Genomic DNA, 24725 nt, shown 5'->3' with positions numbered 1-24725 from the left:
GGCGCGGGCCCGTCCGGCCTGACCGTCGCGGGCGATCTGGCCAAGCTGGGCTACAAGGTCACCGTCTACGAAGCCCTGCATGTTGCGGGCGGCGTGTTGATGTACGGCATCCCCGAGTTCCGTCTGCCCAAGAACATCGTCCAGCACGAGGTCGAGGGCCTGAAGGAGCTGGGCGTTGACATTGAAACCAATATGGTCATCGGTAAAGTCCTGACCATCGACGAGCTGATGAATGACTACGGCTTCGAGGACGTCTATGTTGCCTCCGGCGCCGGTCTGCCCCGCTTTATGGGCATCCCCGGCGAAAGCCTGAACGGCGTTTACTCTGCCAACGAGTACCTGACCCGCGTCAATTTGATGAAGGCGTACAAGGAGAATTCCCGCACGCCCATCATGAAGAGCAAGTCTGTCGCCGTTGTTGGCGGCGGCAACGTTGCCATGGACGCCGCCCGCTGCGCCAAGCGTCTGGGTGCCGAGAATGTGTACATCGTCTACCGCCGCGGCATGGCCGAGCTGCCTGCCCGTAAGGAGGAGGTCGAGCACGCCGAGGAGGAAGGCATCGTCTTTAAGACGCTGACGAACCCCACCGAGGTGCTGGGCAACGAGAACGGCTGGGTCAAGGGTATGACCTGCGTGGAGATGGAGCTGGGTGAGCCGGACGCCTCCGGCCGCCGCCGCCCCATCGTCAAGGAGGGCAGCGAGTTCGTTCTGGACGTTGATACGATGATCATGGCGCTGGGCACCAGCCCCAACCCGCTGATCCGCTCCACCACGCCGGGTCTGGACGCCGACAAGCACGGCTGCCTGATCACCAACGGCCCCGACGGCCTGACCAGCCGCCCGATGGTCTACGTCGGCGGCGATGCCGTTACCGGTGCTGCCACGGTCATTCTGGCCATGGGTGCCGGCAAAGAGGCTGCCCGCGCGATTGACGCGGCGATTCAAGCGGGGAAGCCGTGTTGATTTAATTATACCAGAGACAAAAATCACAGTGCAATCGTAAGTTGTACTCTCCGGTGTTAAGTTGTACGCGTTACGGCAAGATTCCAGTGGAAAAAATCCGTTTTTTGTAGTTTTACGGATAGGATACGATAGTATCTTAGTAATTTATTTAGTTAGTTATTTATTTGTGCAGGATTTACCTGTACAGGGAAATCCCGTTCAGGTAAATGCCTTTGTGGTAAAATAAAAAATCCCCGGGAAACGGGGAATTTGGGGCGGTATTTGACGGGACGGTACACCGGCGCCGATAGGCTGCGAACTCCCCAAAACCGGGGCGTTTCTCGCGGCGACGGGGGCGGTGTGCGGGAATGTTGCGGGTTGGGTTTGCATACAACTTCTTGCTAGGGAGTAAAACTTATATATTAGTTTGCTGGGCTTTTCACTTGCGTGAACCCAGTGATATTGGTATCCACATTTCTCAATGGAACCAAAGCTGCGCGTTTATTTGATTGGTGCGTATGAGAATCTGTCTTGCAGATTTGCCCCCAAAACTGCCCCCAAAAGGGGTTGGAACGGGTCAGCACGATGCAGCACTCCTTTGTACACATGGAACAAAATCTATTTCGAGCCTTGGTACAAAACACCACCAAACCCAACAAAACAGCACTGTAACGCACAAGTTTTAGATTTCTCATAACCCGGAGGTCGCAGGTTCAAGTCCTGTCTCCTCAGCCAAAAAAGCTCGTTGAAACGACAAGTTTCAACGAGCTTTTTTCTACATCATGGCAAAAGTGGTAACAAGCTGGTGACTTTGACCCCAAAACGGCAAAACGACTGCGCCCGGACGGCTGAATTTTTCAACCGTCCGGGCGCTTTTTGTGGATAAATTTTGCGGAGTTGGCAGGTAAAAATAGGAGCGGTCAGACAAATTCACTGGCTGCCTTGTGCGGGTTTCTGTTTGGCACTTTTGCGGTACTCGTTGGGGCTGGTGCCTTCGACCTTGCGGAAGCATTTGGAAAAATAGGGCAGTGAGCCGAAGCCAATCTGCTCGGCAATTTGGGTCAGGCTGAAATCGGTGCTGGTCAGTAAGGCTTTTGCCTCGGTGATGCGGCGCTTCATCAGGTAGTCGATAGGGGAGACATTATACTCGTTCTTGAACGAGTGGGACAGATAATATTTGTTAACGTGGGCAATCTCCGCAAGCTTGTCCAGGGTAATGCTTTCACTATAATTTTCATCGATATAGCGCTTTGCGGCGGCACATTCCTTGCTCTCGGAGGGCGGCGCAGTGAGGCGCAGCGAAACCGATGCCATGCGCACGATTTTGACTAGCAGCACCTCGGTCAGGTCCTGGCAGACCATTTCGCAGCCGTCCTCTCGGGCATCGATCTCCCGCAGCAGCATCTTCATCAGGCTCAGCAGCTCCTCCCGTACGGAGCTGCATTTCAGCATCGTGTAGCCGCGATCCTTCTGCTCAAACAAAATTTCAATGCCTTCGATGCCCAGCACAATATATTCCAGCGGGTTTGCCCGGTAGCTCAACTCGGTGTGCAGGGTGCGGGGGTTCACAATGACCATGTCGTCCGGGGCAACGTCCAGCATTTTGCCTTCGACGTTGAACTGACCGCGTCCATCCACGCAGTAGAACACTTCGGTGCAGGAGTGGGTATGCGGCACCGAGTTCCAGTCCCCACCAAAGCGGCTCTTGCTCACGTACAGCAGGCGGATGGCCTCACGCGGGGGAACGTCCATATTGAATTCATACCGTGTGTTCATAGGCGGTGCGCCTCCGAATGACAAAATATTTACAAAAATCCAAAGTATTTGGAGCAATATCGTTACATAATCAAGCAAGAACGAAAAAATAAAAAGTCATGGGCCGTTTCCGGTTCCGTCCTTATTATATACGCATTTGGGGTGCATGGCAAGAGCTTTCCATAAAAAATCACGATGCAAAACAGAATATCGGCACATTTCGCTGCAAACAGGCCCAAAACTGGCAAGCTGCACAAAGAAAAGTCTTACTTTTTGTGCAGCTTTTTCTTTATTTTCTGATGTTGCCGCCGACATTCGAAAAGAAAGCAAGATAGTACAAATGCGCAACAATATACCTACTGTTCAAAGAGGGCAGAAACAAGTATGATGATGTCAATGAAACGATGCCTGCCGTGGCAGACAAAACGGACAGAGAAGGGATTATGAAGATGGAGCAGACCGGAAGATTGACACTTCCCACAGACGCAGATGTGGTTGCGGAGACCCTGCGGCTGAAGAATCTGTTGGGCGCGGATGCCCTGCGCGACTGCGACGGCACCGAAATGCCGAAGGAGCTGCTGACGGACCCCGCCAAAAAGTACGCTACCTATTATACGACCCGCAAGGACAACGCCTGGGCGGAGGCAAACCCCGACGAGGTCCAGCAGGAGTATCTTATCAGTGACCGCCACACGGCGCGCGGCACGACGCTGCGCATTCATCTGATGGACGGCTTCCACACCCAGCAGTTGAAAGTCAACACGCTGGATGACCCCAAGCGCTGGTGGGAGGTCGTTGACCGCACGACGGGCGAGGTCGTACCCACCGACAAATGGTTCTTCGATGAACCGTCGGGCGAGGTTGAGATTGAAACCGTCCCCTATCACGAGTACACCGTCAGCTTTCTGGCGTTCCTGATCTGGGACCCCGTACACATGTACAACTTCCTGACCAACGACTGGAAGGACACGCCGCACCAGCTGACCTACGATGTGCGCCAGCCCAAGACGCAGGCCTATGTAAAAGAAAAGCTGCGCCGCTGGTGCGAGGCCAACCCCCACATTGATGTGGTGCGGTTCACGACCTTCTTTCACCAGTTCACGCTGACCTTTGACGACCAGAAGCGCGAGAAATTCGTCGAATGGTTTGGCTACAGCGCCAGCGTCAGCCCCTACATTCTGGAAAAATTTGAAAAGTGGGCAGGGTACAAGTTCCGCCCCGAGTTCATTGTGGATCAGGGCTACCACAACACGATGTTCCGCGTTCCGAGTAAGGAGTTCCGCGACTTCATCGAGTTCCAGCAGCAGGAGGTCTGCGCTCTTGCCAAAGAGATGGTCGACATCGTCCACTCCTACGGCAAGGAAGCGATGATGTTCCTTGGCGACCACTGGATCGGCACAGAGCCCTACGGCAAGTATTTTGCCTCGATCGGGCTGGACGCCGTGGTCGGCTCGGTCGGCAGCGGCGTTACGCTGCGGATGATCTCCGACATCAAGGGCGTCAGGTACACCGAAGGTCGTCTGCTGCCCTACTTCTTCCCCGATGTGTTCACCGAGGGCGGCGACCCGATCGGCGAGGCCCGCACCAACTGGATGAAGGCACGCCGCGCGATTTTGCGCAGCCCGCTGGACCGCATCGGCTACGGCGGCTACCTCAAGCTTGCCAGCAACTGGCCCGGCTTTATCGACGAAATCCAGAATGTGGTCGGCGAGTTCCGCCAGATCCACGAAAATATGCAGGGCACAAAGTCCTACGTTGCCCCGTTCAAGGTGGCCATCCTCAACTGCTGGGGCGGTCTGCGCAAGTGGATGAGCAATCAGGTGCATCACTCCATTTACCACCGCGAGACCTACTCCGCCGAGGGTGTTCTCGAATGCCTGAGCGGCATGCCGTTTGACGTGGAGTTCATCGACTTCGATGACATTCGCAGCGGCATCTCCAAGGACATCGGCGTCATCATCAACGTCGGTGATGCGTACACAGCCTTCAGCGGTGCCGAGAACTGGATCGACGAAAAGGTCGTGACCGCCATCCGCAAATTTGTGGACGAGGGCGGCGGCTTCATCGGCGTGGGCGAGCCCACCGCCTGCCAGCATCAGGGGCGTTACTTCCAGCTGTCCGACGTGATGGGCGTGGACCGCGAGATGGGCTTCTCGTTAAGCACCGACAAATACAACACCTGCGACCCGCACCACTTTATCCTGGAGGATATTGACACCGCCGTTGATTTCGGCGAGGGCACGAGCCGCATCTACGCGCAGGGCAAGCACTACCAGATCCTGGCGCAGGACGGCGAGTATAGCCAGCTTGTTGTGAACGAGTACGGCAAGGGCCACAGCGTCTACTTTGCCGGGCTGCCCTACTCCCCGCAGAACTGCCGCATTTTGCTGCGCGCCATCTACTACGCCGCCGGTATGCCGGAGGAGATGAAGCACTACTACGTGACCAACGTCGATACCGAGGTCACGGTATTCCCCGAAACGAAGCGCATCGCGGTCATCAACAACGCAGATGCCGAGGAAAAGACAGACCTGTACATCAAGGGGCATCTGATCGACAGCCTGACGCTGGCCCCGCGCGAGATGCGCTGGGTAGACGATGCCGAATAACACCCGATAATTTATGCCCCGCCGTGGGACATACGTTATACAGCCAAAGAATGGAGAAACATTTTTAAGGAGGAAACCCCCATGAAAAAGAAGAATGCAGCAGCCCTTATGGCGGCAGCTATGGCAGCATCCCTGCTGGTCGGCTGCGGCGGTGCCGCCAGCAGCGAAACCACCTCTACCGCCGAGAGCACCCCTGCCGAATCCACCGCAGAATCCACTGCCGCCGACACCACCGCTGACGGTGACGAGACCCTGACCGTATGGGCATGGGACCCCAACTTCAACATCTACGCCCTGAAGCAGGCGGAGGCCATCTACCAGAAGGACCACCCCAACTTCAAGCTGAACATTGAAGAAAACGTCTACAGCGACATCGAGACCAAGCTCATCACCGCTGCCACCAGCGAGGATTACAGCACCCTGCCTGATCTTTTCCTGATGCAGGACTACTCCTACCACAAGATGGTCGCCAACTTCCCCGGTATCTACACCGACCTGACCGACTCCGGCTTGGATTGGGACAAGTTCTCCGGCGGCAAGCTGGCTGATTCTACCGTCGATGGCCACCACTACGGTCTGCCCTTCGACAACGGCGCTTCCGTCATGGCGGTTCGTTCCGATATGATCGAGAATGCCGGTCTGACCGTCGACGACTTCAAGGATCTGACCTGGAGCGAGTTCGAGGAGAAGGCGCAGAAGGTCGTGGACGCCAACGGCGTGCCGATGCTGACCTCCTCCGGCGGTTCCGAGCTGATCATCGAGATGATGCAGTCTGCCGGTGCCTCCCCCGTGGTGGACGGCGAGGTCAAGATCGCCGACAATGCCGCGCTGAAAGAGTCCCTGACCGTCTACAAGGACATGGTCGACAAGGGCATTCTGGCCGAGTACACCGACTGGGACCAGTACATTGCTTCCATGAATGACGGCAAGGCTGCCGGCGTCATCAACGGCTGCTGGATCATGTCCAGCGTGCAGGCTGCCGCGGATCAGTCCGGCAAGTGGGCTATCGTGAATATGCCCAAGCTGGACGGCATCGACGGTGCCACCAACTACGCAAACTGCGGCGGCGCAAGCTGGGCCGTTTCCTCCAACTGCAAGAACACCGAGCTGGCCTTCGACTTCCTGAAGAGCACCTTCGGTTCCAGCGTCGAGCTGTATGACGATCTGCTGCCCAACGCCGGTGCGATCTCCAGCTACCTGCCCGCTGCCGAGAGCGACGTCTACAACCAGCCCTCCGAGTTCTACGGCGGCCAGACCGTTTACAAGGACATCGTTGAGTTTGCAGGCAAGGTCCCCGCATTCGACTGCGGCGCTTACTACTCTGATGTGCGCAGCGCCCTGACCGATGCCGTCACCAACGTCGTCCAGAACAACGCCGACATTGACAGCGAGATGCAGAACGCCCAGGATACCGTGGAGTTCAACATCGCTGGCTAAGCAAAACATGACACACACTGTGTCCGGTTACAACTGAGAATTTGCCAAGGGCACGGTTTGCATCTGATACGTCCGCTGCAAGCCGCGCCCTTGCTTTTGTGGCAAAATAGGAGACACTACGATGAAGAAAAAAGGACTGAATATGGAGCAGAAGCGCAGCCTGACGGGTTGGGCCTTCCTGCTGCCGGCAGCACTCCTGATATTTGTATTCTGCTTTTACCCCATGGTGCAGGCGCTGATCCTTTCGTTCCAGAAAGGCACCGGCAGCGCTGTACAGCCTGCGGGCTTTGCCAACTACGTGCGCATTTTAAAGGATGCCACGTTCCAGCAGTGCCTGTTTAACACGATTTTCTATTTTGTGATCCAGGTGCCCATTATGCTGATCCTGGCATTGATCCTGGCGCAGCTGCTCAACAGCCCGAACATCAAGGGCAAGGGCATCTACCGCACGATGATTTTCCTGCCCTGCGCCACGTCGCTTGTCTCCTACTCGATGATTTTCAAATCCCTGTTTGCCAACGATGGTCTGGTCAACCGGGTGCTGTCCACCGTGGGCATCCCCACAGTGGATTGGTTCCAGAACGCATGGGCGGCACGCTGGGTCATCGTTATTGCGCTGGTCTGGCGCTGGACCGGCTACAACATGGTCTTTTATCTTGCCGGTTTGCAAAACATCGACTACTCGATCTACGAGGCGGCCCGCATCGACGGCGCTTCCCCGCTCCAGCAGTTTGTTCACCTGACGATCCCCCTGCTGAAGCCCACCATCCTGCTGACTGCCATCATGTCCACCTCCGGCACGCTGCAGCTGTTTGATGAGTCCGTCAACCTGACAGCGGGCGGTCCCGGCAAGGCGACCATGACACTGACCCACTATATTTATAACATCTCGTTTGTCGAGACGCCCAAGTTCAACTATGCGGCGGCGCTGTCGGTGTTTATCCTTGTGGTCGTGGCAGTGCTGTCTGCCATCCAGATGAAAGTAGGTGATAAGCGTGACTAAGGGTAAAAAGATTCTGGCGCACGCTGTGCTGATTTTGGCCAGCTTCCTGTCTGTGTTCCCGCTGTACTATATGCTGTGCGGCGCGACGAACACCAGCATTGATGTTGTGCGCGGCAAGCTGATCCCCGGCACCTATCTGGTAGAAAACTTCAAGTCGTTGGTTGCCAACCAGAATCTGGGGCTGGCCATGGCAAACTCCTTCCGCAACGCCATCCTGATGACACTCATCACGCTGCTGGTCTGCTCAATCGCGGGCTACGGCTTTGAAATTTACCACGATAAGGCGAAGGACGCGCTGATGAGCGTTCTGCTGCTGGCGATGATGCTGCCGTTCGTGGCCATTATGATCCCCCTGTTCAAGATGATGTCCCACTGGGGGCTTGTCAACAGCTGGGCGGCGTTCGTGCTGCCGTCCATCTCGACACCGTTTATGATCATGCTGTTCCGGCAGGCATCGCGTTCCTTCCCCAATGACATTATTGAAGCGGCGCGTCTCGACGGTTTGAGCGAGATCGGCATCTTCTTTCGGATGTTTGTCCCCATCATGCGCTCTACCTACGGCGCGGCGATGACTGTCACGTTTATGAACGCATGGAACAGCTACCTCTGGCCGAAGGTCGTATTCCAAAGCAACGCATCCATCACAATGCCGATGCTGGTCGCAAACCTCAAGAGCGGCTACAGTGTGGACTACGGTATGCTGATGCTGGGCGTTCTGATCTGCACGCTGCCCACCGCAATCATCTTCCTCTGCCTGCAGAAGAGCTTTGCCAACGGCATCACGGGTGCAGTCAAGTGATGGACGAACGAACCTACTGCCTGACGCCGGAGCAGTGGCGTCACGCCAAAGCCTGCCTGACGCTGGCAAAGCGCTGGGGGCTGATCGACGACGACAGCCCCGAGGCGCTGGAACGCCGCCGGGCAGCCAAAAACGCGCAGGCGGAAAGAGCGGAGCAGGACGGCAAGCCCGTGTACGGCACGCGGCGCTTCTCTGCCCCTGCCTACCTGCAATATGAGCTGACCCGCTTCAAGCTGGATTTCGCGGAGCCGTGCGAAAAGATCCGTGCGCTGGGTATCTGCCCGGATTTCACCGATGCACAGACCCGCGCCTGGTATGACGCGAATCCGGATCTGTTCACGCGGTACGCCGGCGACAGCTTCCCCTATGAGGAAGTAAAGCAAATCATCGAAAAGCGGATGCGGGAGGAGGTGTACGACAGCCTTGTGCAAGACCTATTACGTGGACCCGCAGACAGGCCGTGACACCAACGACGGCCTGACGCCGGAAAAACCGCTGGCCACACTGTTTGCCGTCAACCGGCTGGCCCTGGCCCCCGGTGACACGGTGCTGCTGAAATGCGGCAGCGTGTTTGAAAAGCAGTTCCTGCACCTGCGCTGCTGCGGCAAAAAAGACAGCCCCATCACGATTGCCGCCTATGGCGAGGGGCCCGCGCCGCGCATTGACGCCGACGGGCAGGGGCTTTGGTATCAGGACTATGGCTGCGCACTGGACGCACCCACCCATGTGTACCGCGGGTATGTATCCTCCGCCGTGCTGCTGTATGATGCAGCCTATGTCACGGTGCGTGATCTGGAACTGACGAACTGCGCCGACGCTGTCATCGGCGAGCAATATTCCCAGCCGGATAAGCTGGAGCGCACCGGCGTGGCTGTGGTTGCGAAGGACAGGGGCACGCGCTGCGGCATCACACTGCAAAACCTGCTGATCCATGATGTACACGGCAACGTGTACGACAAGCACATGAACAACGGCGGCATTTACATGACCGCCTTGCAGCCCGCAGATGAGACCGCCACCGGCGCGGCACGCTTTGCCGATGTGCTGGTCGAGGGCTGCTATGTGGCCCGCGTCAGCCGCTGGGGGATCGCGGTGGGGTATACCTACGCCCATGCGCAGTTCCAGGGTGCCGAGCTGGCAGAAAAAACCTTTCTGCAGTACGGTCACGAGAATGTCGTTCTCCGTGATAACTACGTGAAAGCGGCGGGCGGCGACGGCCTGACGGTCATGTACGCCCTGCGCCCGCTGGTCGAGCACAACACGGCAGACTCCGTCGCCTGCGAGATGAACGACCGTGTTTATCGGGAGCCGGGCAATCGCATGGGCAAGGTGGCCGCCGCCATCTGGCCGTGGAAGTGCAAGGATGCGCTGCTGCGCTGCAACGAAGCCGTTGACACGCGGCTCAATCAGGACGGCATGGCCTACGATGCCGACTCCGGCGACGGCACGGTGTATGAGTACAATTGCAGCCGCATGAACGAGGGCGGCTGCGTGATGTTCTGCCTGCAGGAGGCTATTCACAACACCTTCCGCCGCAATGTCAGCTATGACGATCTGGGCGGCACGATCAGCCCCTCCGAAAACCCGGACGCACGGATAGAGGAGAACACCTTCTATGTCCGTGGCGGCGTCCCCTTTGTCCGCCCCCGCATGGGCGGCGGCAGCTATACCGAGCGGGACAACACGGTGATCCCCCTGCCGGAAAAAGAATAAGAATAAAGAAGCGCCCCGGATGCTGAGAGTTTCAACATCCGGGGCGCTCCTTTGTGGAAAAACGGCGGGCGATAAAGCAAAAATGCGGCATTTACCCCTTGCCCCCGCGCAGCGCCTCTAGGTCGCTGCGGGTGTCGATGTCCCGCAGCTCGGCGGCGGGGGTGGGCAGCAGGCGGATCGCCTGCGGGTGGGCGCGCAGCACGGCGCTGCCGCCGCTGCCCTCCGGCAGGTGAAGGAGGGCAGCAAAATAATCCCGGCCGAACAGCACAGGGCTGCCCGGTGTGCCGTCGGGTGCGGCCGGCCGCCGGATCGTGTCCGGCGCGGCACCGATCGCCAGCGCCTCCAGCGTCTGGCGGGTCAGGCAGGGCTGGTCCCCCGGCAGAAACACACACCCCTGCAGGTCGGGCTGCTGCGCCAGCAGCGCGGTCAGGCCAAGGCGCACCGTATCGCTGCGGCGTGGCTCGGCATGGCGCAGCACGGGGAAGCCCCCTGCACGGCAGAGGGCCTCGACCTCGGCCGAGCGGGTCACGGCAATGCGCCCGGCAAACACCGGCGCGGCGGCCAGCGCCAGCGCATGGGCAGCCAGCGGCCGGCCGTTCAGCTCGGCCATCAGCTTGTTGCCGCCGAACCGCCGCCCCAGCCCCGAGGCCATGACGATGCAGCCCAGCGGCGGCACAGGGCAGTCCAGATCGTACACAAAGGCGTCCGGGTCGGCGCAGAGCGCGCGCAGGAACGGGGTGTCCTGCTTGCGGATCACCGCGAGAACGCGGCAGACCTTCAACATATCCAGCACGCTTTGTTGAAAATCCGCGCAGCCGCTCTCCAGATAGCCAAGCTCGTCCAGCACGGCCCAGCCGCCGGCCGCCGCCATCCGCTGCAGGGCGGGCAGCCCCACGGCGGCAAAGCCGGCCGGCACGGGGCGCATCCGGTTTTCACCGGGGGGCAGGGCGGCATCAAACCGGCCGATGACCGCCGCTGCCCCGGCGGCTGTATCGCGCATCTCGACCCATCTGCCCGGGACGGCAGCGGTGAGAAGCATCGGGGCATCGGGGCAGAGGGATGGCATAAGTGCGCGCAGCAGCGTTGTTTTGCCGCTGCCGCGCCCGCCGGTCAGCAGCAAGTGGCGCTTACCGCTGGCTAGGAAAGAACGCAGAATAGAGCTCGCGGCTGGTCTGTACACAGGCATCACGGTAGGCCTCATACCTTTCTAAAAATTGGCGGGCCTCGGCGGTCAGGGTGCTGCCGCCGCCGCCCCGCCCGCCGATGGTCTTGCAGGTCAGGGCAAAGCCCAGTTCTTTTTCGGCGTGCTGCACAAGCCGCAGCGCCTTGGAGTAGGAAAGCCCCATCTGCGCCGCTGCGCTGCGCAGCGAGCCGGTCTCCTCGATCAGGTGGAGCAGGCGGCAGGGCCCCTCGCCAAAAAAGCGTTCGCCTGCATCATCGCAGAGCATCACGCGCAAAGCAGGTTTCATGGTATCACCTCACAGCGGCAGCAGGGCCAGACGGCGTCGGCCCCGGCAGTCGGTAACGGGCAGCAGCTCCAGCGGGCCATACACGGCGGCAAGGGCTGCCTGCAGCACGGCAGGCGGGTCGGTTTTGGGGTGCAGCACCGCCGCGACCCCGCCGCCCTGCAATACCACCAGTATATCACAGCTGTCCAGCGCCAGCGCGGGGTCGTGCAGGCAGACCAGCGCGGTCTTGCCGCCGGTGTGGACCAGCTGCGCCAGCAGCGCGGTCATCCGGCTGCGGTTCGCAAGGTCAAGCGCACTGTCCGGCTCGTCCAGCAAGAGCAGCGGCGCATCCTCGGCAATCGTGCGCGCCAGAATACAGAGCTGCTTCTCGCCGCCGCTCAGCGTCAGGTAGTCCTGCCCGGCCTTGTCGGCCAGACCTACGGTGCGCAGGGCCTCGTCCGCAGCGGCGCGCATGGCGGCGGTGGGGCTTTGCAGGACCCCCAGCCGCGGGTTGAAGCCCATAAGCACGACCTCGCGCGCCGAGAGCGAGACCGAGATGCCGCTCTGCTGCGGGATATAGCTTACGGTCTGCGCAAGCCTGCGGGTGGACAGACTCTCCAGCGGGACGCCGTCCAGAAGGCACTGCCCGGTGTGGGGCAGCAGCCCGGCGGCCGCCTTGAGCAGCGTGGTCTTGCCGCTGCCGTTCACCCCCAGCAGCCCGATCAGCTGCCCGGACACAGGGACAGAAAAGCTGACCCCTTGCAGCACGGCCGCTGTGCCGTACCGTACGGTGAGGTCCTGCACGCAAAGCCCCACGGGCGGGGGCGTGGTTTGTGGCATCATGACGCATCCCTCCCTGGCCGCAGGATCAGATAAAGCAGAAACGGCACGCCCAGCAGCGAGGTAAAGATGCTGACCGGCAGCTCGGTGGAGGCTGCCGTCTTGGCCAGCGTGTCGGCTGCCAGCAGCAGGGCGCTGCCCAGCAGCCCGCTCAGCAGGCAGGCCGAGTGCCGGTTGTGCCCCGCCAGCAGCCGGGCGCTGTGGGGGGCCAGCAGCCCGACAAAGCTGATAAGCCCCGTCACGCTGACAACGGCAGCGACCGTCATGGTGGCAAGCGTCAGCAGCAGCAGGCGCATCGCACCCACCCGCACGCCGAGCAGCCGGGCCTCGCCCTCCTCGATCGAGAGCAGCAGCGCCTGCCGGTGCAGCGCAAAGATCGCCGCGCAGCAGACCAGCACGACCGGCACCGGGAACCACACCCGGCTGCGGGTCACGGCGGCCAGACTGCCCATGATCCAATACTCGATGCTGGCCAGCTCCTTCTCGGGGTCGGCGGTTAGCTTGAGCAGCATCAGCAGCGTCTGGGCCAGCGCGTGGACGGCGATGCCCGCCAGCACCAGCGACATTTTGCTGCGCCCCGGCGCGGCAGCGGCCAGCCCCAGCGAGAGGAACACCGCCGCCAGCCCGCCCGCAAAGGCACAGACCGTGGTGGACAGCGCCCCTGACGAAACGAACAGGATGGCGAACGCCGCGCCGACACTGGCCCCCGAGGAGACGCCGATGATGTCGGGGCTTGCCAGCGGGTTGCGGAATACGGTCTGGTAGACAAAGCCGGCCGCCCCCAGCCCAAAGCCGCCGATCAGCGCCATAACGGCGCGGGGCAGCCGCAGCACGGTGAAGGTGCGCACTGCCATGGCATCGCCGGCCAGCAGCGCCGCCGGTGTTATGGGGTAGCGGCCCAGCGCAAGGGCCGCACCAAAAGTCATAAAAACGCAGAGCGCTGCGCCCAGAAGGCACAGCGCCGTGCGCTTGCGGTTATTCATAGGAGGCAGGGGTGAAGCCGTAGTAGGTCGTGTAGAATGCATCGGCGCAGTCATGGTAGAACTGCTCGCTCACCTGCTCGGGATGCAGCACGCTGCCCAGATAGACGCTGCCCAGGAAGCTGCCGGGCACGGGGGAGTCCACAGCCTCGATGGCGTGGGGCAGCTGGTAGACATGGCCCTCCCTGACGGCGGTGCAGTCGGCCAATGCGGCATCGTTCAGGACGGAATCGACATCATAGTCGGCATCGGACGCCAGAATGATGTAGTCGGGGTCCCAGTCCAGCACCTGCTCATAGGAGACATCGGCCCAGTAGGTGTCCTCAACACTGGCGGCAGCGTTGAGACCGCCGGCGTTCTCGATCATATAGTTCTGGTACATGGCGGGGCCGGCGGTCTGCAGCACAGAGCTGTTGCCGGCCATGTAGACGGTGGGGGCCTCGGCATCGCCGATGGCCTCGTGCAGGCTGAGCAGGTTGTCCTCGATCGCGGACTTCAGCTCCTCACCGCGGGCAACGGTGTTGGTGGCCTGAGCCAGCAGGTCGATGGCGCCGTACAGCTTGTCCTGATCCTCCGGCTTGACGGCCAGCACGGTCAGGCCCAGCTCCTCCATCTGGGGAATGGAATCTTTCAGCTTGGCGGGCACGATGACAAGGTCGGGGGTCAGCGCGGCGCAGCCCTCAAGGTCAAACTCCTTGGCGGTGCCGATGCTGGGCAGGCTCTGCAGCTCGGGGGCGGAGAGGCTGTAGATCGTGCGCTTGTCGGCCTTGGCCTCGACGCCGACCAGCTCGTCCTGCACGCCGAGGGCGATGAGCAGGCTGGTGGAGATGTAGTAGCCGCTGGCCAGCGTCTTGGGCTCGGTCTCGATGGTGACCTCGCGGCCCAGCTGGTCAGTGACGGTCAGCGGGTAGGTGACGGCGGTCTCGGCGGCGGGTTCAACGGCAGCCTCCTCGGGGCTGGCGGTGACCTCGGGTGCAGCGGTGGCGGAGGCGGCGGCCTCGCTGCTTACGGCGGCGGTACTGCCGCAGGCGGTCAGCGCCATGGCGGCGGCCAGCAGCAGGGCGGTCATTTTGGTCATTTTCATGGATCTTCTTCCCTCATACAATAAAAAATATCGTTGTATTTTTAAAACAACAACGGTATTATACCAGATTTTATGGTAGAATAAAAGTACCTATCCACGAAAAGTGTGATTTTTTCGCCCAAAACAGAAAAAACGGAGATTGACCCATGATGACGATACGCGAATATGCCCGCCCCGCCACGCTGGAGGAGGCATGGCAGCTGAACCAGAAAAAGCCCAACCGCGTGCTGGGCGGTATGCTCTGGCTCAAGATGGAAAAGATCAATGTCGGCACGGCCATCGACCTGTCGGCCTTGGGGCTGGATACGATCGAGGAGACTGACACCGAGATCATCATCGGCGCTATGGCAACGCTGCGCGATCTGGAAACGAACGCCGCCCTGAACGCCTACACCGCGGGGGCTGTGCGGGAGGCTGTGCGCCACATTGTCGGCGTGCAGTTCCGCAACTGCGCCACGGTGGGCGGCAGCATCTATGGCCGGTTCGGCTTTTCCGATGTGCTGACGCTGTTTTTGGCGCTGGACTGCGAGGTCGAGCTGTACAGGGCGGGCCGGATGCCGCTGGCGCAGTTTGCTGCGATGCCCTATGACCGCGATATTCTGACCCACATCTGCCTGCGCAAGACGCCGGGGCTGAAGGTGCAGTACCAGTCGGTGCGCGCGACCCAGACCGATTTCCCGATCCTGACCTGTGCGGCCGCCCGCACGGCGCAGGGGCAGTACCGCTTTGCCATCGGCGCGCGCCCGATGAAGGCCGTGCTTGTCACGCCGGACTGCGACCCGGCGCAGCTGCCCGCCGCCGTGCAGGCAGCCGTCAAGACCGGCAGCAACCTGCGCGGCAGTGCCGAGTACCGCACCCACCTGACCGGTGTGCTGGTCCGGCGTGCCGTGGCCGCGCTGGAAAATTGACGGAGGTATACCATGCAGATCACATTTACCTTAAATCATAAAAAAGTCACCGCCGAAATCGCGGCTGACACCGTGCTGCTGGACCTTGTGCGCAGCCTCGGCTGCAAGAGCGTCAAGCGCGGCTGCGAGACCGCCAACTGCGGCCTTTGCACGGTTTTTCTCGATGAAAAGCCGGTGCTGTCCTGCTCGGTGCTGGCGGCGCGGGTCAACGGCCGCAGCGTCACCACGCTGGAGGGGCTGCAGGAGGAGGCTGCCGAGTTCGGCGCCTTTATCGCCGATCAGGGTGCGGAGCAGTGCGGCTTCTGCAACCCGGGCTTTATTATGAACGCGCTGGCGCTTTTCCGGGAAAACCCCGACCCCGGCGAGGACGAAATCAAGGAGTATCTGGCCGGCAACCTCTGCCGCTGCTCCGGCTATGAGGGCCAGCTGCGGGGCATTTTGAACTTTTTAGCGTGGAAAAAGGGGAAGGAGGCTGCCCAATGAAAACCGTGAACCAGTCCATGCGCAAAAAGGACGCCATGCAGCTTGTGACCGGCCAGCCCGTCTACATGGATGATGTCATCCCGCAGGACTGCCTGATCGTCAAGCTGCTGCGCTCCCCCCATGCCAACGCCATCGTGCAGGAGATCGACACGAGCCGCGCCCTGCTGGTGCCGGGCATCGAGGCGATCTACACATGGAAGGATGTGGACCAGCAGGGCCGCCGCTACACCCAGGCGGGCCAGACCTACCCCGAGCCGAGCCCCTATGACCGGCTTGTCATCGACCGCCATGTCCGCTTTGCGGGGGATGTTGTCGCAATTTTGGCCGGCAAGGATGAAAAATGCGTCGATAAGGCGATGAAGCTTATCAAGGTCCAGTATGAGGTCCTGCCCGCCGTGCTGGACTACCACACGGCACTGGACAACCCCGTCCTTGTCCACCCGGAGGAAAACTGGGAGTCGCTGGCACCGGTCGGGGCCGACAACAAGCGCAACCTCTGCGCCCACGATGAGAGCGGGGCGGGCGATATTGAGGCGGTGCTGGCGGGGTGCGATGTCGTCATCGACCATACATACCACACCCGCGCCTGCCAGCAGGCCATGATGGAGACCTTCCGCACCTACTGCAGCATAGATGCCTACGGGCGGCTGAATGTCCTCAGCTCGACCCAGATCGTTTTCCACTGCCGCCGGATCCTGGCCAATGCGCTGCACATCCCCAAGTCGATGATCCGGGTGGCCAAGCCCCGCATCGGCGGCGGCTTCGGCGCCAAGCAGACCTCGGTCTGCGAGGTCTACCCCGCCTTTGTGACATGGAAAACCAAAAAGCCCAGCAAGATCATCTTCAGCCGGTACGAGAGCCAGATCGCCTCCACCCCGCGCCATGAGATGGAGCTGCATGTCCGCCTTGGTGCGACAAAGGACGGCATCGTCAGGGGCATCGACCTCTACACCCTGTCCAACACCGGTGCTTACGGCGAGCATGGCCCTACAACGGTGGGCCTGTCCGGCCACAAATCCATCCCGCTCTACGGCAAGGCCGAAGCGTTCCGCTTTGTCAGCGATGTCGTCTACACGAACCACATGTCCGCGGGCGCTTACCGCGGCTACGGTGCGACCCAGGGCCTGTTTGCGGTGGAGTCCGCCGTCAATGAGCTGGCCGACAAGCTGGGCATCGACCCGTTTGTGATCCGCCAGCGCAACATCGTCCATGAGGGCGATGTGATGCCCGCCTACTACGGGCAGGTCAACACCAGCTGCGCGCTGGACCGCTGCCTGCAGGCCGTGCATGACAACATCGGCTGGGACGAAAAATACCCTGTGCGCGATATGGGCAACGGCAAGGTGCGCGCCGTGGGCATGGGCATGGCGATGCAGGGCTCCGGCATCACGAGTGTGGATGTGGGCAGCGCCAGCCTGAAGATCAACGATGACGGGTTCTATACCCTCTCGATTGGTGCGGCCGACATGGGCACCGGCTGCGACACGATTCTGGCGCAGATTGCCGCCGAGGTGCTGGACTGCCCGCTCGACAATGTGACGGTCCTCGGCGCGGACACCGATTCCTCGCCCTACGATTCCGGCTCCTACGCATCCAGCACGACCTATGTCACCGGCAAGGCGGTTGAGCAGTGCGCCGAGCAGCTCAAGCAGAAGATCTGTCAGGTCGGCGCGGGGCTGCTGGGCCTTGATGAGCGTGCGGTCGTCTTTGCGGGCGATGCCGTGACAAGCGAGGACGGCACGCAGCGCGCCACGCTGGCGCAGATCGCCGCAGCCTCCCAGTGCGGCAGCAATACGGCGCTGGAGGCAGTCGTGACCCACAGCTCGGAGATCTCGCCCCCGCCGTTCATGGTGGGCGCGGCCGAGGTCGAGGTCGATCTGGAAACCGGCGAGGCGCAGGTCATCCGCTATGAGGCGGCCGTTGACTGCGGCACACCGGTCAACCCGAACCTTGCGCGGGTGCAGGCCGAGGGCGGCATCCTGCAGGGCATCGGTATGGCGCTGACCGAGAATGTCACCTACGATGACCGCGGCATGCCGCAGGAAAACTCGCTGATGCAGTACAAGATCCCGGCGCGCAACGACATCGGGCATATCCATGTCGTATTTGAGAGCAGCTACGAGGGCACCGGCCCCTTCGGTGCCAAGAGCATCGGCGAGGTGGTCATCAACACCCCGCTGCCCGCCGTGGCCGATGCGATCTACCACGCCACCCACAAGCGGTTCTATGAGCTGCCCATCACCCGCGAGCAGATTGCGCTGGCCGGGCAGTAAAAGACAGGGAACGGCGAAAAAGACCCTCTGCGGGGGATAAAAAAATTGCAAGCCAGCAGATCGCCGGCTTGCAATTTTTTTTCAGGCTGCAAAAAAACTCTTGTAGGGGCGAGCATTGCTCGTCCGTGCCCGTTTGTCTGTGAAAAACCTTCCCGGAAAACGCGCTGCTGCGCCAAGCCGGTGCGAAGATTCAGGTTTCGCCACCGCGGTTAAAACTGCGCCGGTTGTTGGGAAACCAAATGGCAGGGGTGAACACAGCCAGCCCCACCGCTGTGGTATCCCCGGGGTTGGAAACGATGTGGGGCAGGTTGGACTGCACCACAGTGGTGTCTCCGGCGTTCAGGCGGGTAGTCTCGGACTCCACCAGTACATCCAGCTGCCCCTGTTCCAGCAGCAGAATTTCCTCACTGGGATGGATCACCGGCAGGTCGCCGTCCTTGCAGTGGGGTTCCAGCTCAAAGCGTATGACCAACGACTGAGGTACAAAATCTCCGTTGGGCATGGGCGTAAGCAGATGATACCGTATATTGGAATTGGGCTGGGAGAGGATCATCATATCCGCCTGACGGGTTGTCAGGCCAGTGCCGCTCTCACCTCCCATAAACAGATAGGTGGGGATGTCCAGAGCGGCGCTGAGTTTGCGCAGGGTGGACAGGGACGGGTCGGTGAGATTGCGCTCGATTTGGGAGATATACCCGATGGACAAACCAGTCTTTTCGGCCAGTTCCTTGAGGGTGATTCCCCGCTTTTTCCGAATATTTCGAACCTGTTCGCCCAGCATAAGACCTCCCGCTTTTTCGTAAAAAGATTTATTTACAGTATATCACAAAATGCCCTGTACGTAAATAAGCAAGAAAATATTCGATATTTATAAAATTTTTTACAAAGAAAACCAGACAATTTCTTGCTTATCCTACAAAATGTTCTGAAAAATGTGAAAAAAACAGAAAAGCTCTTGACAAAAATTTTAGAAATAGTAAAATTTATAAAAAATTGTTAAAATTTTAAAAATTATTGTGCAGGAGGAACCCTATGAAAATCACAGACGTAAAGGTAGAAACCATCCGTATCCCCATGAAAAAGCCCTTCCGTATTGCTTTTGCGGTACAGGATCATTCGCTGAATGTGCTGGTGAAGATCTCCACCGACGAAGGTCTGTGGGGCATCGGTGAGGCCGCGCCCTTTGAACCGGTGACCGGCGAGAGCGCAGCCACCGTTCTGGAAGCGCTGAAACTGTTCCGCACCGGATTGATCGGCATGGATCCGCTGGATGTTGAGGGCATCCATAGGATGATGGACCGCCTGCTGTCAGGCAACACCTCGGCAAAGGCCGCGGTGGATATTGCCCTGTACGATATCAAGGGCAAACTGATGGGTCAGCCTCTGTACAAGGTGCTGGGCGGCAGCGTGAACCAGATCGTCACTGACATGACGGTGGGCATTGACACACCGGAAGCCATGGCCGCCGAAGCCCGGGAACGGGTGGAAAAGGATGGCTTCACCATTCTGAAAATCAAGGCCGGCATCAACCCGATCGAGGATATCCGGGCATTGACCCTGATCCGTCAGGCGGTGGGCCCCAATATCCGCCTGCGTGTGGACGCCAACCAGGGTTACACGGTCAGCGATGCGGTGCGCACCCTGAAAGCCTTTGAAGAGTTGGGCGTGGAAGCGGTGGAACAGTGCCTGCCCAGCTGGGATCTGGACGGTATGCGCTTTGTGCGTTCCAAGGTGGACTTGAAGGTCATGCTGGATGAGTCGGTCCACACCCCCATCGACGCAGCAAAGGCCTGCAAGATCGATGCTGCAGACATTATCAACATCAAACTGATGAAGTGCGGCGGCCTGTACCCGGCGGAAAAGATCAACGCCATTGCTGAGGCAAACCATGTACAGTGCATGGTGGGCTGCATGCTGGAGACCAAGGTGGCCATTGCTGCCGGTGTTAGTCTGGTTGCCGCCAAGCAGAACATCACCGAGGCGGACTGCGACAGCTTTATGTACGCCGTTGACCCCGAGATGGGTATGCCCGGCGGTTTTGCCGTGAATGGCGGCGTCTACACCCTGTCCGACAAACCGGGCCTTGGCATCGATATTGATTTTTAAGCGGGACCCCGCAGAGAGGTATAGAAAGGTATATTATGGCGAATACGATTTTTTCCTCCGAAGGCGCGCTCCTGTTCATTATGGTCGCCACGGTTGCACTGGGATTCTGGCTGCAGCGGTTCAAGGTGTTCAAAACACTGGGCCCGGCCCTGACGGTTATCGTCATGGGCATCGTGATGTCCAACCTGCGGATCGTGCCTACCTCCAGCCCTACCTATGATGCCATCAGCGGCTACTGTGTGCCGTTGTCCGTTTCCATCTGCCTGCTGAGCCTGGACCTGAAACAGATGCGCAAATTATCCAAGGAACCGGTCATTGCGTTGGCCTCGGCCATATTCAGCGTCTGCGTGGCAGCTTTGGTGTTCGGCGTACTGTTCGCCAACAAAATCGACGAGGGCTGGAAGGTGGCCGGTATGTTCGTGGGCACCTACACCGGCGGCAGTTCCAACCTGACCGCCATCGCTGTAGGCCTGGATGCCAGCAAGAACACCATCGCCTCGGCCAATGCCGCCGACTATGTGGTGGGCATCCCCACGCTGATCCTGATGTTTGCTACCCCCGCCCTGTACAAGAGTTCCAAATGGCTGAAAAAGCTGTGGCCCTATGATATGAGCGAGTCGGAGCTGCTGGGGGATGGCAACCACGAGGAACTGATGACCTCCAAGGAATGGTCCATCCAGGAAATCGCCTGGTTGCTGGCCATCGGCTTTGGCACCGTGTGGGCTGCCACCAGCATCTCCTCGATGGTATTCGGAGAAGGGTTCCGCAGTGCAGGCCGCATCCTGCTCATCACCACCTTCTCCATCATCCTGGCACAGGTGCCGGCCGTCCGCAAGCTGCGCGGCAACTTTGACCTGGGCCTTTTCATAGCGGTGCTGTTCCTGGTGACCATCGGCTTTGCGGTGGACCTGAAGCAGTTCTTCGGATCTACCTTCTACATCACCCTGTTCTGCTTCTGTGTCATCGCCTGTTCCATTCTGCTGCACCTGCTCATCACCCGGCTGCTGAAAGTCCGTTTTGAGTATGTGCTGCTGTCCATCGTGGGCTGTATCTCAGATGGCCCCACCGCCGCCCTCATCGCCTCCAGCGCCCAGTGGAAGATCCTTATCAACATCGGCTTGCTCATGGGCGTACTGGCCGGTGCCCTGGGCAACTATGTGGGCATCGGTGTAGCCTATGCCATCCGTGCTTTCATCGGCGCCTAAACGGAAAACGGGAGAAACGGAAATGCGTAATTTTGACTTATATGTTTCAGGCATCCTGTACGGCAGACTGCGGCTGGGCGACGGCACACCCCAGATCCAGAAACTGGACGTGCATACCGGCGTGCTGCTGGACTGGCAGGACCTGACTGAACAGGACCGGGGTTTTTACCGTTTCTTTGTGAAGATAGACTTTGCCGCCCTAGGGCAGAACCTGTCCCATTACGAGACGGGGCTGCATGGCACCGGGGAAGTTTCCCTGTGCGGCGAGCGCTACACCAGCGAAGACGGCTGCAGCTACCTGCAGCGGGATGTAAAATTCCCCAACAACAAACAGATGAAAGAAGGGCGGCTGATCGCCGTCACCTGCCCTGCCCGGGAGATGGTCACGGTGCTGGTGGAACCCGGTGCCGAGGAGGAGACCATCCTGCGCCTGTGGCGCTCGACCTGGCCGGAGGAACAGTTGTTCCCGGTAGAACATGCGCAGACCTTCCCAGTGCCCATGCGGGACGGGGTACATCTTTCCACCGACGTATACCTGCCTAAAAACTGCAGTACCCCGGTGCCCGCAGTGCTGGTACGCACCCCCTACGGCAAAGAGGACGGCTGTGAGGTATACTACCGTTACGTCCAGCGCGGCTACGCGGTGGTAGTACAGGATGTGCGCGGCCGAAACGCCAGTGAAGGCGAATGGCTGCCCAACTACCACGAGGTGGAGGACGGCGACGATACTCTGAACTGGATCGCCGCCCAGCCATGGTGCAGCGGACGCATCGGTATGGTGGGCGGGTCCTACCTGGGCTATGTACAGTGGGCGGCAGCTGCTAGCGGCAACCCCCACCTGAAAGCTCTGATCAGCGTAGTCTGCGCGGGCAGCTCCTTTGTGGATCTGCCCCGCCGGGGTGGGTCTTTCACCTCGGGTATGCTGGCTTGGGCCTTTGCGGTGTCTCAGAAAACCTTCCACCCTGAGCTGATGGAACGCGATGACTGGGAGAAAGTGCTGAACATCCGCCCCCTGACCGACCTGCCGAAAAAGGCTCTGGGGTACGATGTGCCCTTCATCACACGATGGCTGGAACCCAGTGACTACAACGATTTCTGGCGTATGTCCAACTGGCAGGAACGCTCCGTCGGGGCGCAGATCCCGGCGCTGATTCAGTCCGGCTGGTTTGACGACAACGGCATGGGTACCACCGAAGCCCTGGAACTGGTCCATAACTTCCCTCGGGGCATACGCAAGGTCATTCTGGGACCCTGGCAGCACAGCGGCAATAGTAAGTACGACATGCACGGGGTATCCTTCGGCAGCCAGGCGCTGCGCTTTGATCTGGACTGGCTGTATTTCCGATGGTTTGAGCATCACCTCAAGGAAGTGGACAACGGCATCGACCAGACTGCCCCGGTAGAATACTACACCCTGGGCCAGGAGGTATGGAAGACCGCCGAAAACTGGCCAGTGCCCGAGACCCGGGTCACCCACCTGTATCTGGATAGTGATGGCCATGCCAACACCTCTGCCGGGGACGGGCGGTTGACTTTTGCCAAGCCGGAGCGGGAAAACTGCGACGGTTACGCCTATGACCCCGAAAATCCGTCCCAGCACATCATCGATATGTCGGAGAACGAGATCGAAGTGCCAGAGGACTACACCCGGGAGGAACTGCGTCAGGACCTGCTGTGCTACACCTCCCCTGTGCTGAAGGAAAATCTGGTTCTGACCGGTGATATGACGGCGGAGTTGTATATTTCTTCTGACGCGCCGGATACCGACTTTGTGGTGCGTGTTACCGACGTGGATGAGAACGGCCGGTCCATCAAACTGGCGGATGGCCTGCTCAGCGCCCGATACCGTAATGGCTTTGCCCGGTCGGAGTTTTTGCAGGAAGGTGAGATCGTCTGCCTGAAGATCCGCACCACCAAGTTGTCCAATTGCTTCCGGAAAGGCCACCGCATCCGGGTGACCGTCACCTCTAGCGCCAAGAATTTCATCTTCCCCAACAGCAACACCCGGGAAGGTTTTGCTTCCGCCCGGACCGTGGTGGCCCATAACCGGGTATACCACGGTGGATTGCACGCCTCCCGCCTGACGGTGCGGGTGGAACCCTAAGCTATGGATTGCCCTCCCTGTCAGCGGAAGCGAACAGATCACATTCTGCTCCGCAACCATCAAGCCTCGGCCAGAAAAGGCCGGGGCTTTTCTGGTTCTGGGAGTTAGAAATGTTCCTGTTTCAGCTGGGAAACCGGCTGTTCCAGGCCTTGACGATTGCTGCAAAGTACTTACGCGGTATCACCTGAAAAATATGACGCTGCCGGATCACATTACAGAATGTTATAAAACCAAAAAAGAAAGCCAATAAAACAATAAGCACCACCAAGTTAAACTTAGTGGTGCTTATTTGCTTTCTGCAGTTCAGACCGTTCCGATCATCCCCGGCGCTTTTTATAACCGGTGTTTCAGTTCTTCTACAATGCTGACGCTGGCTGTGGAGCCGATGCGGGATACGCCAAGCTCGATCATACGCAAAGCGGTATCCAAAGTGCGGATGCCGCCGGCCGCCTTGATCTTTACCTCATCGCCGACGCATTTTTTCATCAGCGCCACATCCTCAAAGGTTGCGCCGCCGGTGCCAAAGCCCGTAGACGTCTTTATGAAATCCGGGCGGACCTCCCGCGCGATGGAACACAGTGCACGCTTTTCCTCCTCGGTCAGGTAGCAGTTCTCAAAGATCACCTTCGAGATCGCCCCTGCACGGCGGCATTCTTCTACAATGCCGGCCATCTCATGCTCAATGAAATCGTAGTTTTTCTCTTTCAGCTGCGTAATGTTGATGACATAATCTATTTCATCCGCGCCATTGGCGATCGCATCTACGGCTTCATATTTCTTGACCTGGGGCGTACTCTGCCCCAAGGGGAAACCAATCGCTGCCCCTACATGGACCGATGTTCCCGCCAACAGTTCCTTGCACAGAGAAACCGGAGCCGGGTTGATGGCCACCATGGCAAAGCCGTACTCACGAGCCTCTGCACAGAGCTTTTCAAAATCCTTGCGCTGCGCATAAGCGCGCAGCTGGGTGTGGTCAAAATAAGCTGCCAGTTCGGCAGGCGTAATAGGATTCATAACAAATCTTTCCTTTCTTTTC

Annotated in this window: 21 protein-coding genes; 13 read left to right on the top strand and 8 right to left on the bottom strand. The window is 59.5% G+C overall.

Annotated elements, in window-relative coordinates; genetic code table 11:
• Positions 1-963 (top strand): FAD-dependent oxidoreductase (locus GPK89_RS08040; RefSeq protein ID WP_215692360.1); only part of this gene is annotated, 963 nt, incomplete at its 5' end.
• Positions 964-1872: 909 nt separating this feature from the next.
• Here the strand turns inward: GPK89_RS08040 and GPK89_RS08035 are convergent.
• Positions 1873-2718, bottom strand: a complete 846-nt coding sequence (locus GPK89_RS08035) for a helix-turn-helix domain-containing protein (protein WP_215692359.1) — start codon at positions 2716-2718, stop codon at positions 1873-1875.
• A 422-nt stretch (positions 2719-3140) separates the two neighbouring features.
• On the opposite strand from GPK89_RS08035, the gene gnpA reads away from it, so the two are divergent.
• The 6 genes from gnpA to GPK89_RS08005 all read left to right on the top strand — a co-directional run bounded on the left by gnpA (position 3141) and on the right by GPK89_RS08005 (position 10258).
• The gene (gene gnpA, locus GPK89_RS08030; protein WP_215692358.1) at positions 3141-5306 is read left to right on the top strand and encodes a 1,3-beta-galactosyl-N-acetylhexosamine phosphorylase; all 2166 of its coding nucleotides are present in this window, start codon (positions 3141-3143) and stop codon (positions 5304-5306) included.
• Positions 5307-5387: 81 nt separating this feature from the next.
• Positions 5388-6743 (top strand): ABC transporter substrate-binding protein, encoded by a 1356-nt coding sequence (locus GPK89_RS08025; RefSeq protein WP_215692357.1) that lies wholly within the window; start codon positions 5388-5390, stop codon positions 6741-6743.
• Positions 6744-6864: 121 nt separating this feature from the next.
• Positions 6865-7746: a carbohydrate ABC transporter permease gene (locus GPK89_RS08020; protein ID WP_215692356.1), complete on the top strand. Its 882-nt coding sequence runs from the start codon at positions 6865-6867 to the stop codon at positions 7744-7746.
• Positions 7739-8545, top strand: coding sequence for a carbohydrate ABC transporter permease (locus GPK89_RS08015; RefSeq protein ID WP_200805180.1), 807 nt, complete (start codon positions 7739-7741; stop codon positions 8543-8545). Before GPK89_RS08020 ends, GPK89_RS08015 begins: the two co-directional genes overlap by 8 nt.
• The gene (locus GPK89_RS08010; protein WP_215692355.1) at positions 8545-9009 is read left to right on the top strand and encodes a hypothetical protein; all 465 of its coding nucleotides are present in this window, start codon (positions 8545-8547) and stop codon (positions 9007-9009) included. The genes GPK89_RS08015 and GPK89_RS08010 overlap by 1 nt, the downstream gene beginning before the upstream one ends.
• Positions 8969-10258 (top strand): polyhydroxyalkanoate depolymerase, encoded by a 1290-nt coding sequence (locus tag GPK89_RS08005; protein WP_215692354.1) that lies wholly within the window; start codon positions 8969-8971, stop codon positions 10256-10258. Before GPK89_RS08010 ends, GPK89_RS08005 begins: the two co-directional genes overlap by 41 nt.
• A 91-nt stretch (positions 10259-10349) precedes the next feature.
• Here GPK89_RS08005 and GPK89_RS16240 read toward each other — a convergent pair whose 3' ends face one another.
• From GPK89_RS16240 to GPK89_RS07980, 5 genes are read right to left on the bottom strand one after another with little or no spacing between them, the layout of a single operon-like run.
• Positions 10350-11444, bottom strand: coding sequence for an NTP transferase domain-containing protein (locus GPK89_RS16240; protein ID WP_252261565.1), 1095 nt, complete (start codon positions 11442-11444; stop codon positions 10350-10352).
• Complete coding sequence (locus GPK89_RS07995; protein ID WP_215692353.1) at positions 11386-11727, bottom strand: winged helix-turn-helix domain-containing protein; 342 nt, start codon at positions 11725-11727, stop codon at positions 11386-11388. The genes GPK89_RS16240 and GPK89_RS07995 overlap by 59 nt, the downstream gene beginning before the upstream one ends.
• A 9-nt stretch (positions 11728-11736) precedes the next feature.
• On the bottom strand, positions 11737-12549 hold the full coding sequence (locus GPK89_RS07990; protein WP_215692352.1) for an ABC transporter ATP-binding protein: 813 nt from the start codon (positions 12547-12549) through the stop codon (positions 11737-11739).
• Positions 12546-13529 (bottom strand): FecCD family ABC transporter permease, encoded by a 984-nt coding sequence (locus GPK89_RS07985; RefSeq protein ID WP_215692351.1) that lies wholly within the window; start codon positions 13527-13529, stop codon positions 12546-12548. Before GPK89_RS07985 ends, GPK89_RS07990 begins: the two co-directional genes overlap by 4 nt.
• Entirely contained in the window at positions 13522-14610 is a 1089-nt protein-coding gene (locus GPK89_RS07980; protein ID WP_215692350.1) for an ABC transporter substrate-binding protein, read from the bottom strand. Before GPK89_RS07980 ends, GPK89_RS07985 begins: the two co-directional genes overlap by 8 nt.
• Positions 14611-14756: 146 nt before the next feature.
• Here GPK89_RS07980 and GPK89_RS07975 point away from each other — a divergent pair, with 146 nt between their 5' ends.
• From GPK89_RS07975 to GPK89_RS07965, 3 genes are read left to right on the top strand one after another with little or no spacing between them, the layout of a single operon-like run.
• A complete protein-coding gene (locus GPK89_RS07975; protein ID WP_215692349.1) occupies positions 14757-15518 on the top strand; it encodes an FAD binding domain-containing protein in 762 nt (253 codons plus the stop codon).
• A gap of 12 nt (positions 15519-15530) precedes the next feature.
• Positions 15531-16001, top strand: a complete 471-nt coding sequence (locus tag GPK89_RS07970; protein ID WP_078784779.1) for a (2Fe-2S)-binding protein — start codon at positions 15531-15533, stop codon at positions 15999-16001.
• On the top strand, positions 15998-18274 hold the full coding sequence (locus GPK89_RS07965; RefSeq protein ID WP_215692348.1) for a xanthine dehydrogenase family protein molybdopterin-binding subunit: 2277 nt from the start codon (positions 15998-16000) through the stop codon (positions 18272-18274). Before GPK89_RS07970 ends, GPK89_RS07965 begins: the two co-directional genes overlap by 4 nt.
• A gap of 190 nt (positions 18275-18464) precedes the next feature.
• On the opposite strand, the gene GPK89_RS07960 is transcribed toward GPK89_RS07965, so the two are convergent.
• The gene (locus GPK89_RS07960; protein WP_215692347.1) at positions 18465-19055 is read right to left on the bottom strand and encodes a helix-turn-helix domain-containing protein; all 591 of its coding nucleotides are present in this window, start codon (positions 19053-19055) and stop codon (positions 18465-18467) included.
• Between the two features lie 251 nt (positions 19056-19306).
• On the opposite strand from GPK89_RS07960, the gene GPK89_RS07955 reads away from it, so the two are divergent.
• From GPK89_RS07955 to GPK89_RS07945, 3 genes are read left to right on the top strand one after another with little or no spacing between them, the layout of a single operon-like run.
• Positions 19307-20380 carry a mandelate racemase/muconate lactonizing enzyme family protein gene (locus tag GPK89_RS07955; protein WP_215692346.1) on the top strand — a complete coding sequence of 358 codons (1074 nt, stop codon included), beginning with the start codon at positions 19307-19309 and terminating at the stop codon, positions 20378-20380.
• Between the two features lie 35 nt (positions 20381-20415).
• The gene (locus GPK89_RS07950) at positions 20416-21585 is read left to right on the top strand and encodes a DUF819 domain-containing protein (RefSeq protein WP_215692345.1); all 1170 of its coding nucleotides are present in this window, start codon (positions 20416-20418) and stop codon (positions 21583-21585) included.
• Positions 21586-21607: 22 nt separating this feature from the next.
• The gene (locus tag GPK89_RS07945; protein WP_215692344.1) at positions 21608-23689 is read left to right on the top strand and encodes a CocE/NonD family hydrolase; all 2082 of its coding nucleotides are present in this window, start codon (positions 21608-21610) and stop codon (positions 23687-23689) included.
• A 333-nt stretch (positions 23690-24022) separates the two neighbouring features.
• Here the strand turns inward: GPK89_RS07945 and deoC are convergent, their stop codons facing one another.
• Positions 24023-24703: a deoxyribose-phosphate aldolase gene (deoC, locus tag GPK89_RS07940; RefSeq protein WP_215692343.1), complete on the bottom strand. Its 681-nt coding sequence runs from the start codon at positions 24701-24703 to the stop codon at positions 24023-24025.
• Between the last annotated feature and the right edge of the window lie 22 nt (positions 24704-24725).

It is taken from the genome of Gemmiger formicilis, from assembly GCF_018784445.1.
In the GTDB taxonomy this organism is placed as follows: domain Bacteria; phylum Bacillota; class Clostridia; order Oscillospirales; family Ruminococcaceae; genus Gemmiger.
This window is presented reverse-complemented; position numbering and strand designations above follow the sequence as displayed.

Bases quoted from the DNA above. Each gene is read 5' to 3' on its own strand.
- GPK89_RS07965 (WP_215692348.1), top strand. From the start codon at position 15,998: ATGAAAACCGTGAACCAGTCCATGCGCAAAAAGGACGCCATGCAGCTT.
- GPK89_RS07945 (WP_215692344.1), top strand. From the start codon at position 21,608: ATGCGTAATTTTGACTTATATGTTTCAGGCATCCTGTACGGCAGACTG.
- GPK89_RS08025 (WP_215692357.1), top strand. From the start codon at position 5,388: ATGAAAAAGAAGAATGCAGCAGCCCTTATGGCGGCAGCTATGGCAGCA.
- gnpA (WP_215692358.1), top strand. From the start codon at position 3,141: ATGAAGATGGAGCAGACCGGAAGATTGACACTTCCCACAGACGCAGAT.
- GPK89_RS08010 (WP_215692355.1), top strand. From the start codon at position 8,545: ATGGACGAACGAACCTACTGCCTGACGCCGGAGCAGTGGCGTCACGCC.
- GPK89_RS07990 (WP_215692352.1), bottom strand. From the start codon at position 12,549: ATGATGCCACAAACCACGCCCCCGCCCGTGGGGCTTTGCGTGCAGGAC.
- GPK89_RS07980 (WP_215692350.1), bottom strand. From the start codon at position 14,610: ATGAAAATGACCAAAATGACCGCCCTGCTGCTGGCCGCCGCCATGGCG.
- GPK89_RS07955 (WP_215692346.1), top strand. From the start codon at position 19,307: ATGAAAATCACAGACGTAAAGGTAGAAACCATCCGTATCCCCATGAAA.
- GPK89_RS07995 (WP_215692353.1), bottom strand. From the start codon at position 11,727: ATGAAACCTGCTTTGCGCGTGATGCTCTGCGATGATGCAGGCGAACGC.
- GPK89_RS07950 (WP_215692345.1), top strand. From the start codon at position 20,416: ATGGCGAATACGATTTTTTCCTCCGAAGGCGCGCTCCTGTTCATTATG.
- GPK89_RS16240 (WP_252261565.1), bottom strand. From the start codon at position 11,444: ATGCCTGTGTACAGACCAGCCGCGAGCTCTATTCTGCGTTCTTTCCTA.
- GPK89_RS08020 (WP_215692356.1), top strand. From the start codon at position 6,865: ATGAAGAAAAAAGGACTGAATATGGAGCAGAAGCGCAGCCTGACGGGT.
- GPK89_RS07970 (WP_078784779.1), top strand. From the start codon at position 15,531: ATGCAGATCACATTTACCTTAAATCATAAAAAAGTCACCGCCGAAATC.
- GPK89_RS07985 (WP_215692351.1), bottom strand. From the start codon at position 13,529: ATGAATAACCGCAAGCGCACGGCGCTGTGCCTTCTGGGCGCAGCGCTC.
- deoC (WP_215692343.1), bottom strand. From the start codon at position 24,703: ATGAATCCTATTACGCCTGCCGAACTGGCAGCTTATTTTGACCACACC.
- GPK89_RS07960 (WP_215692347.1), bottom strand. From the start codon at position 19,055: ATGCTGGGCGAACAGGTTCGAAATATTCGGAAAAAGCGGGGAATCACC.
- GPK89_RS08035 (WP_215692359.1), bottom strand. From the start codon at position 2,718: ATGAACACACGGTATGAATTCAATATGGACGTTCCCCCGCGTGAGGCC.
- GPK89_RS07975 (WP_215692349.1), top strand. From the start codon at position 14,757: ATGATGACGATACGCGAATATGCCCGCCCCGCCACGCTGGAGGAGGCA.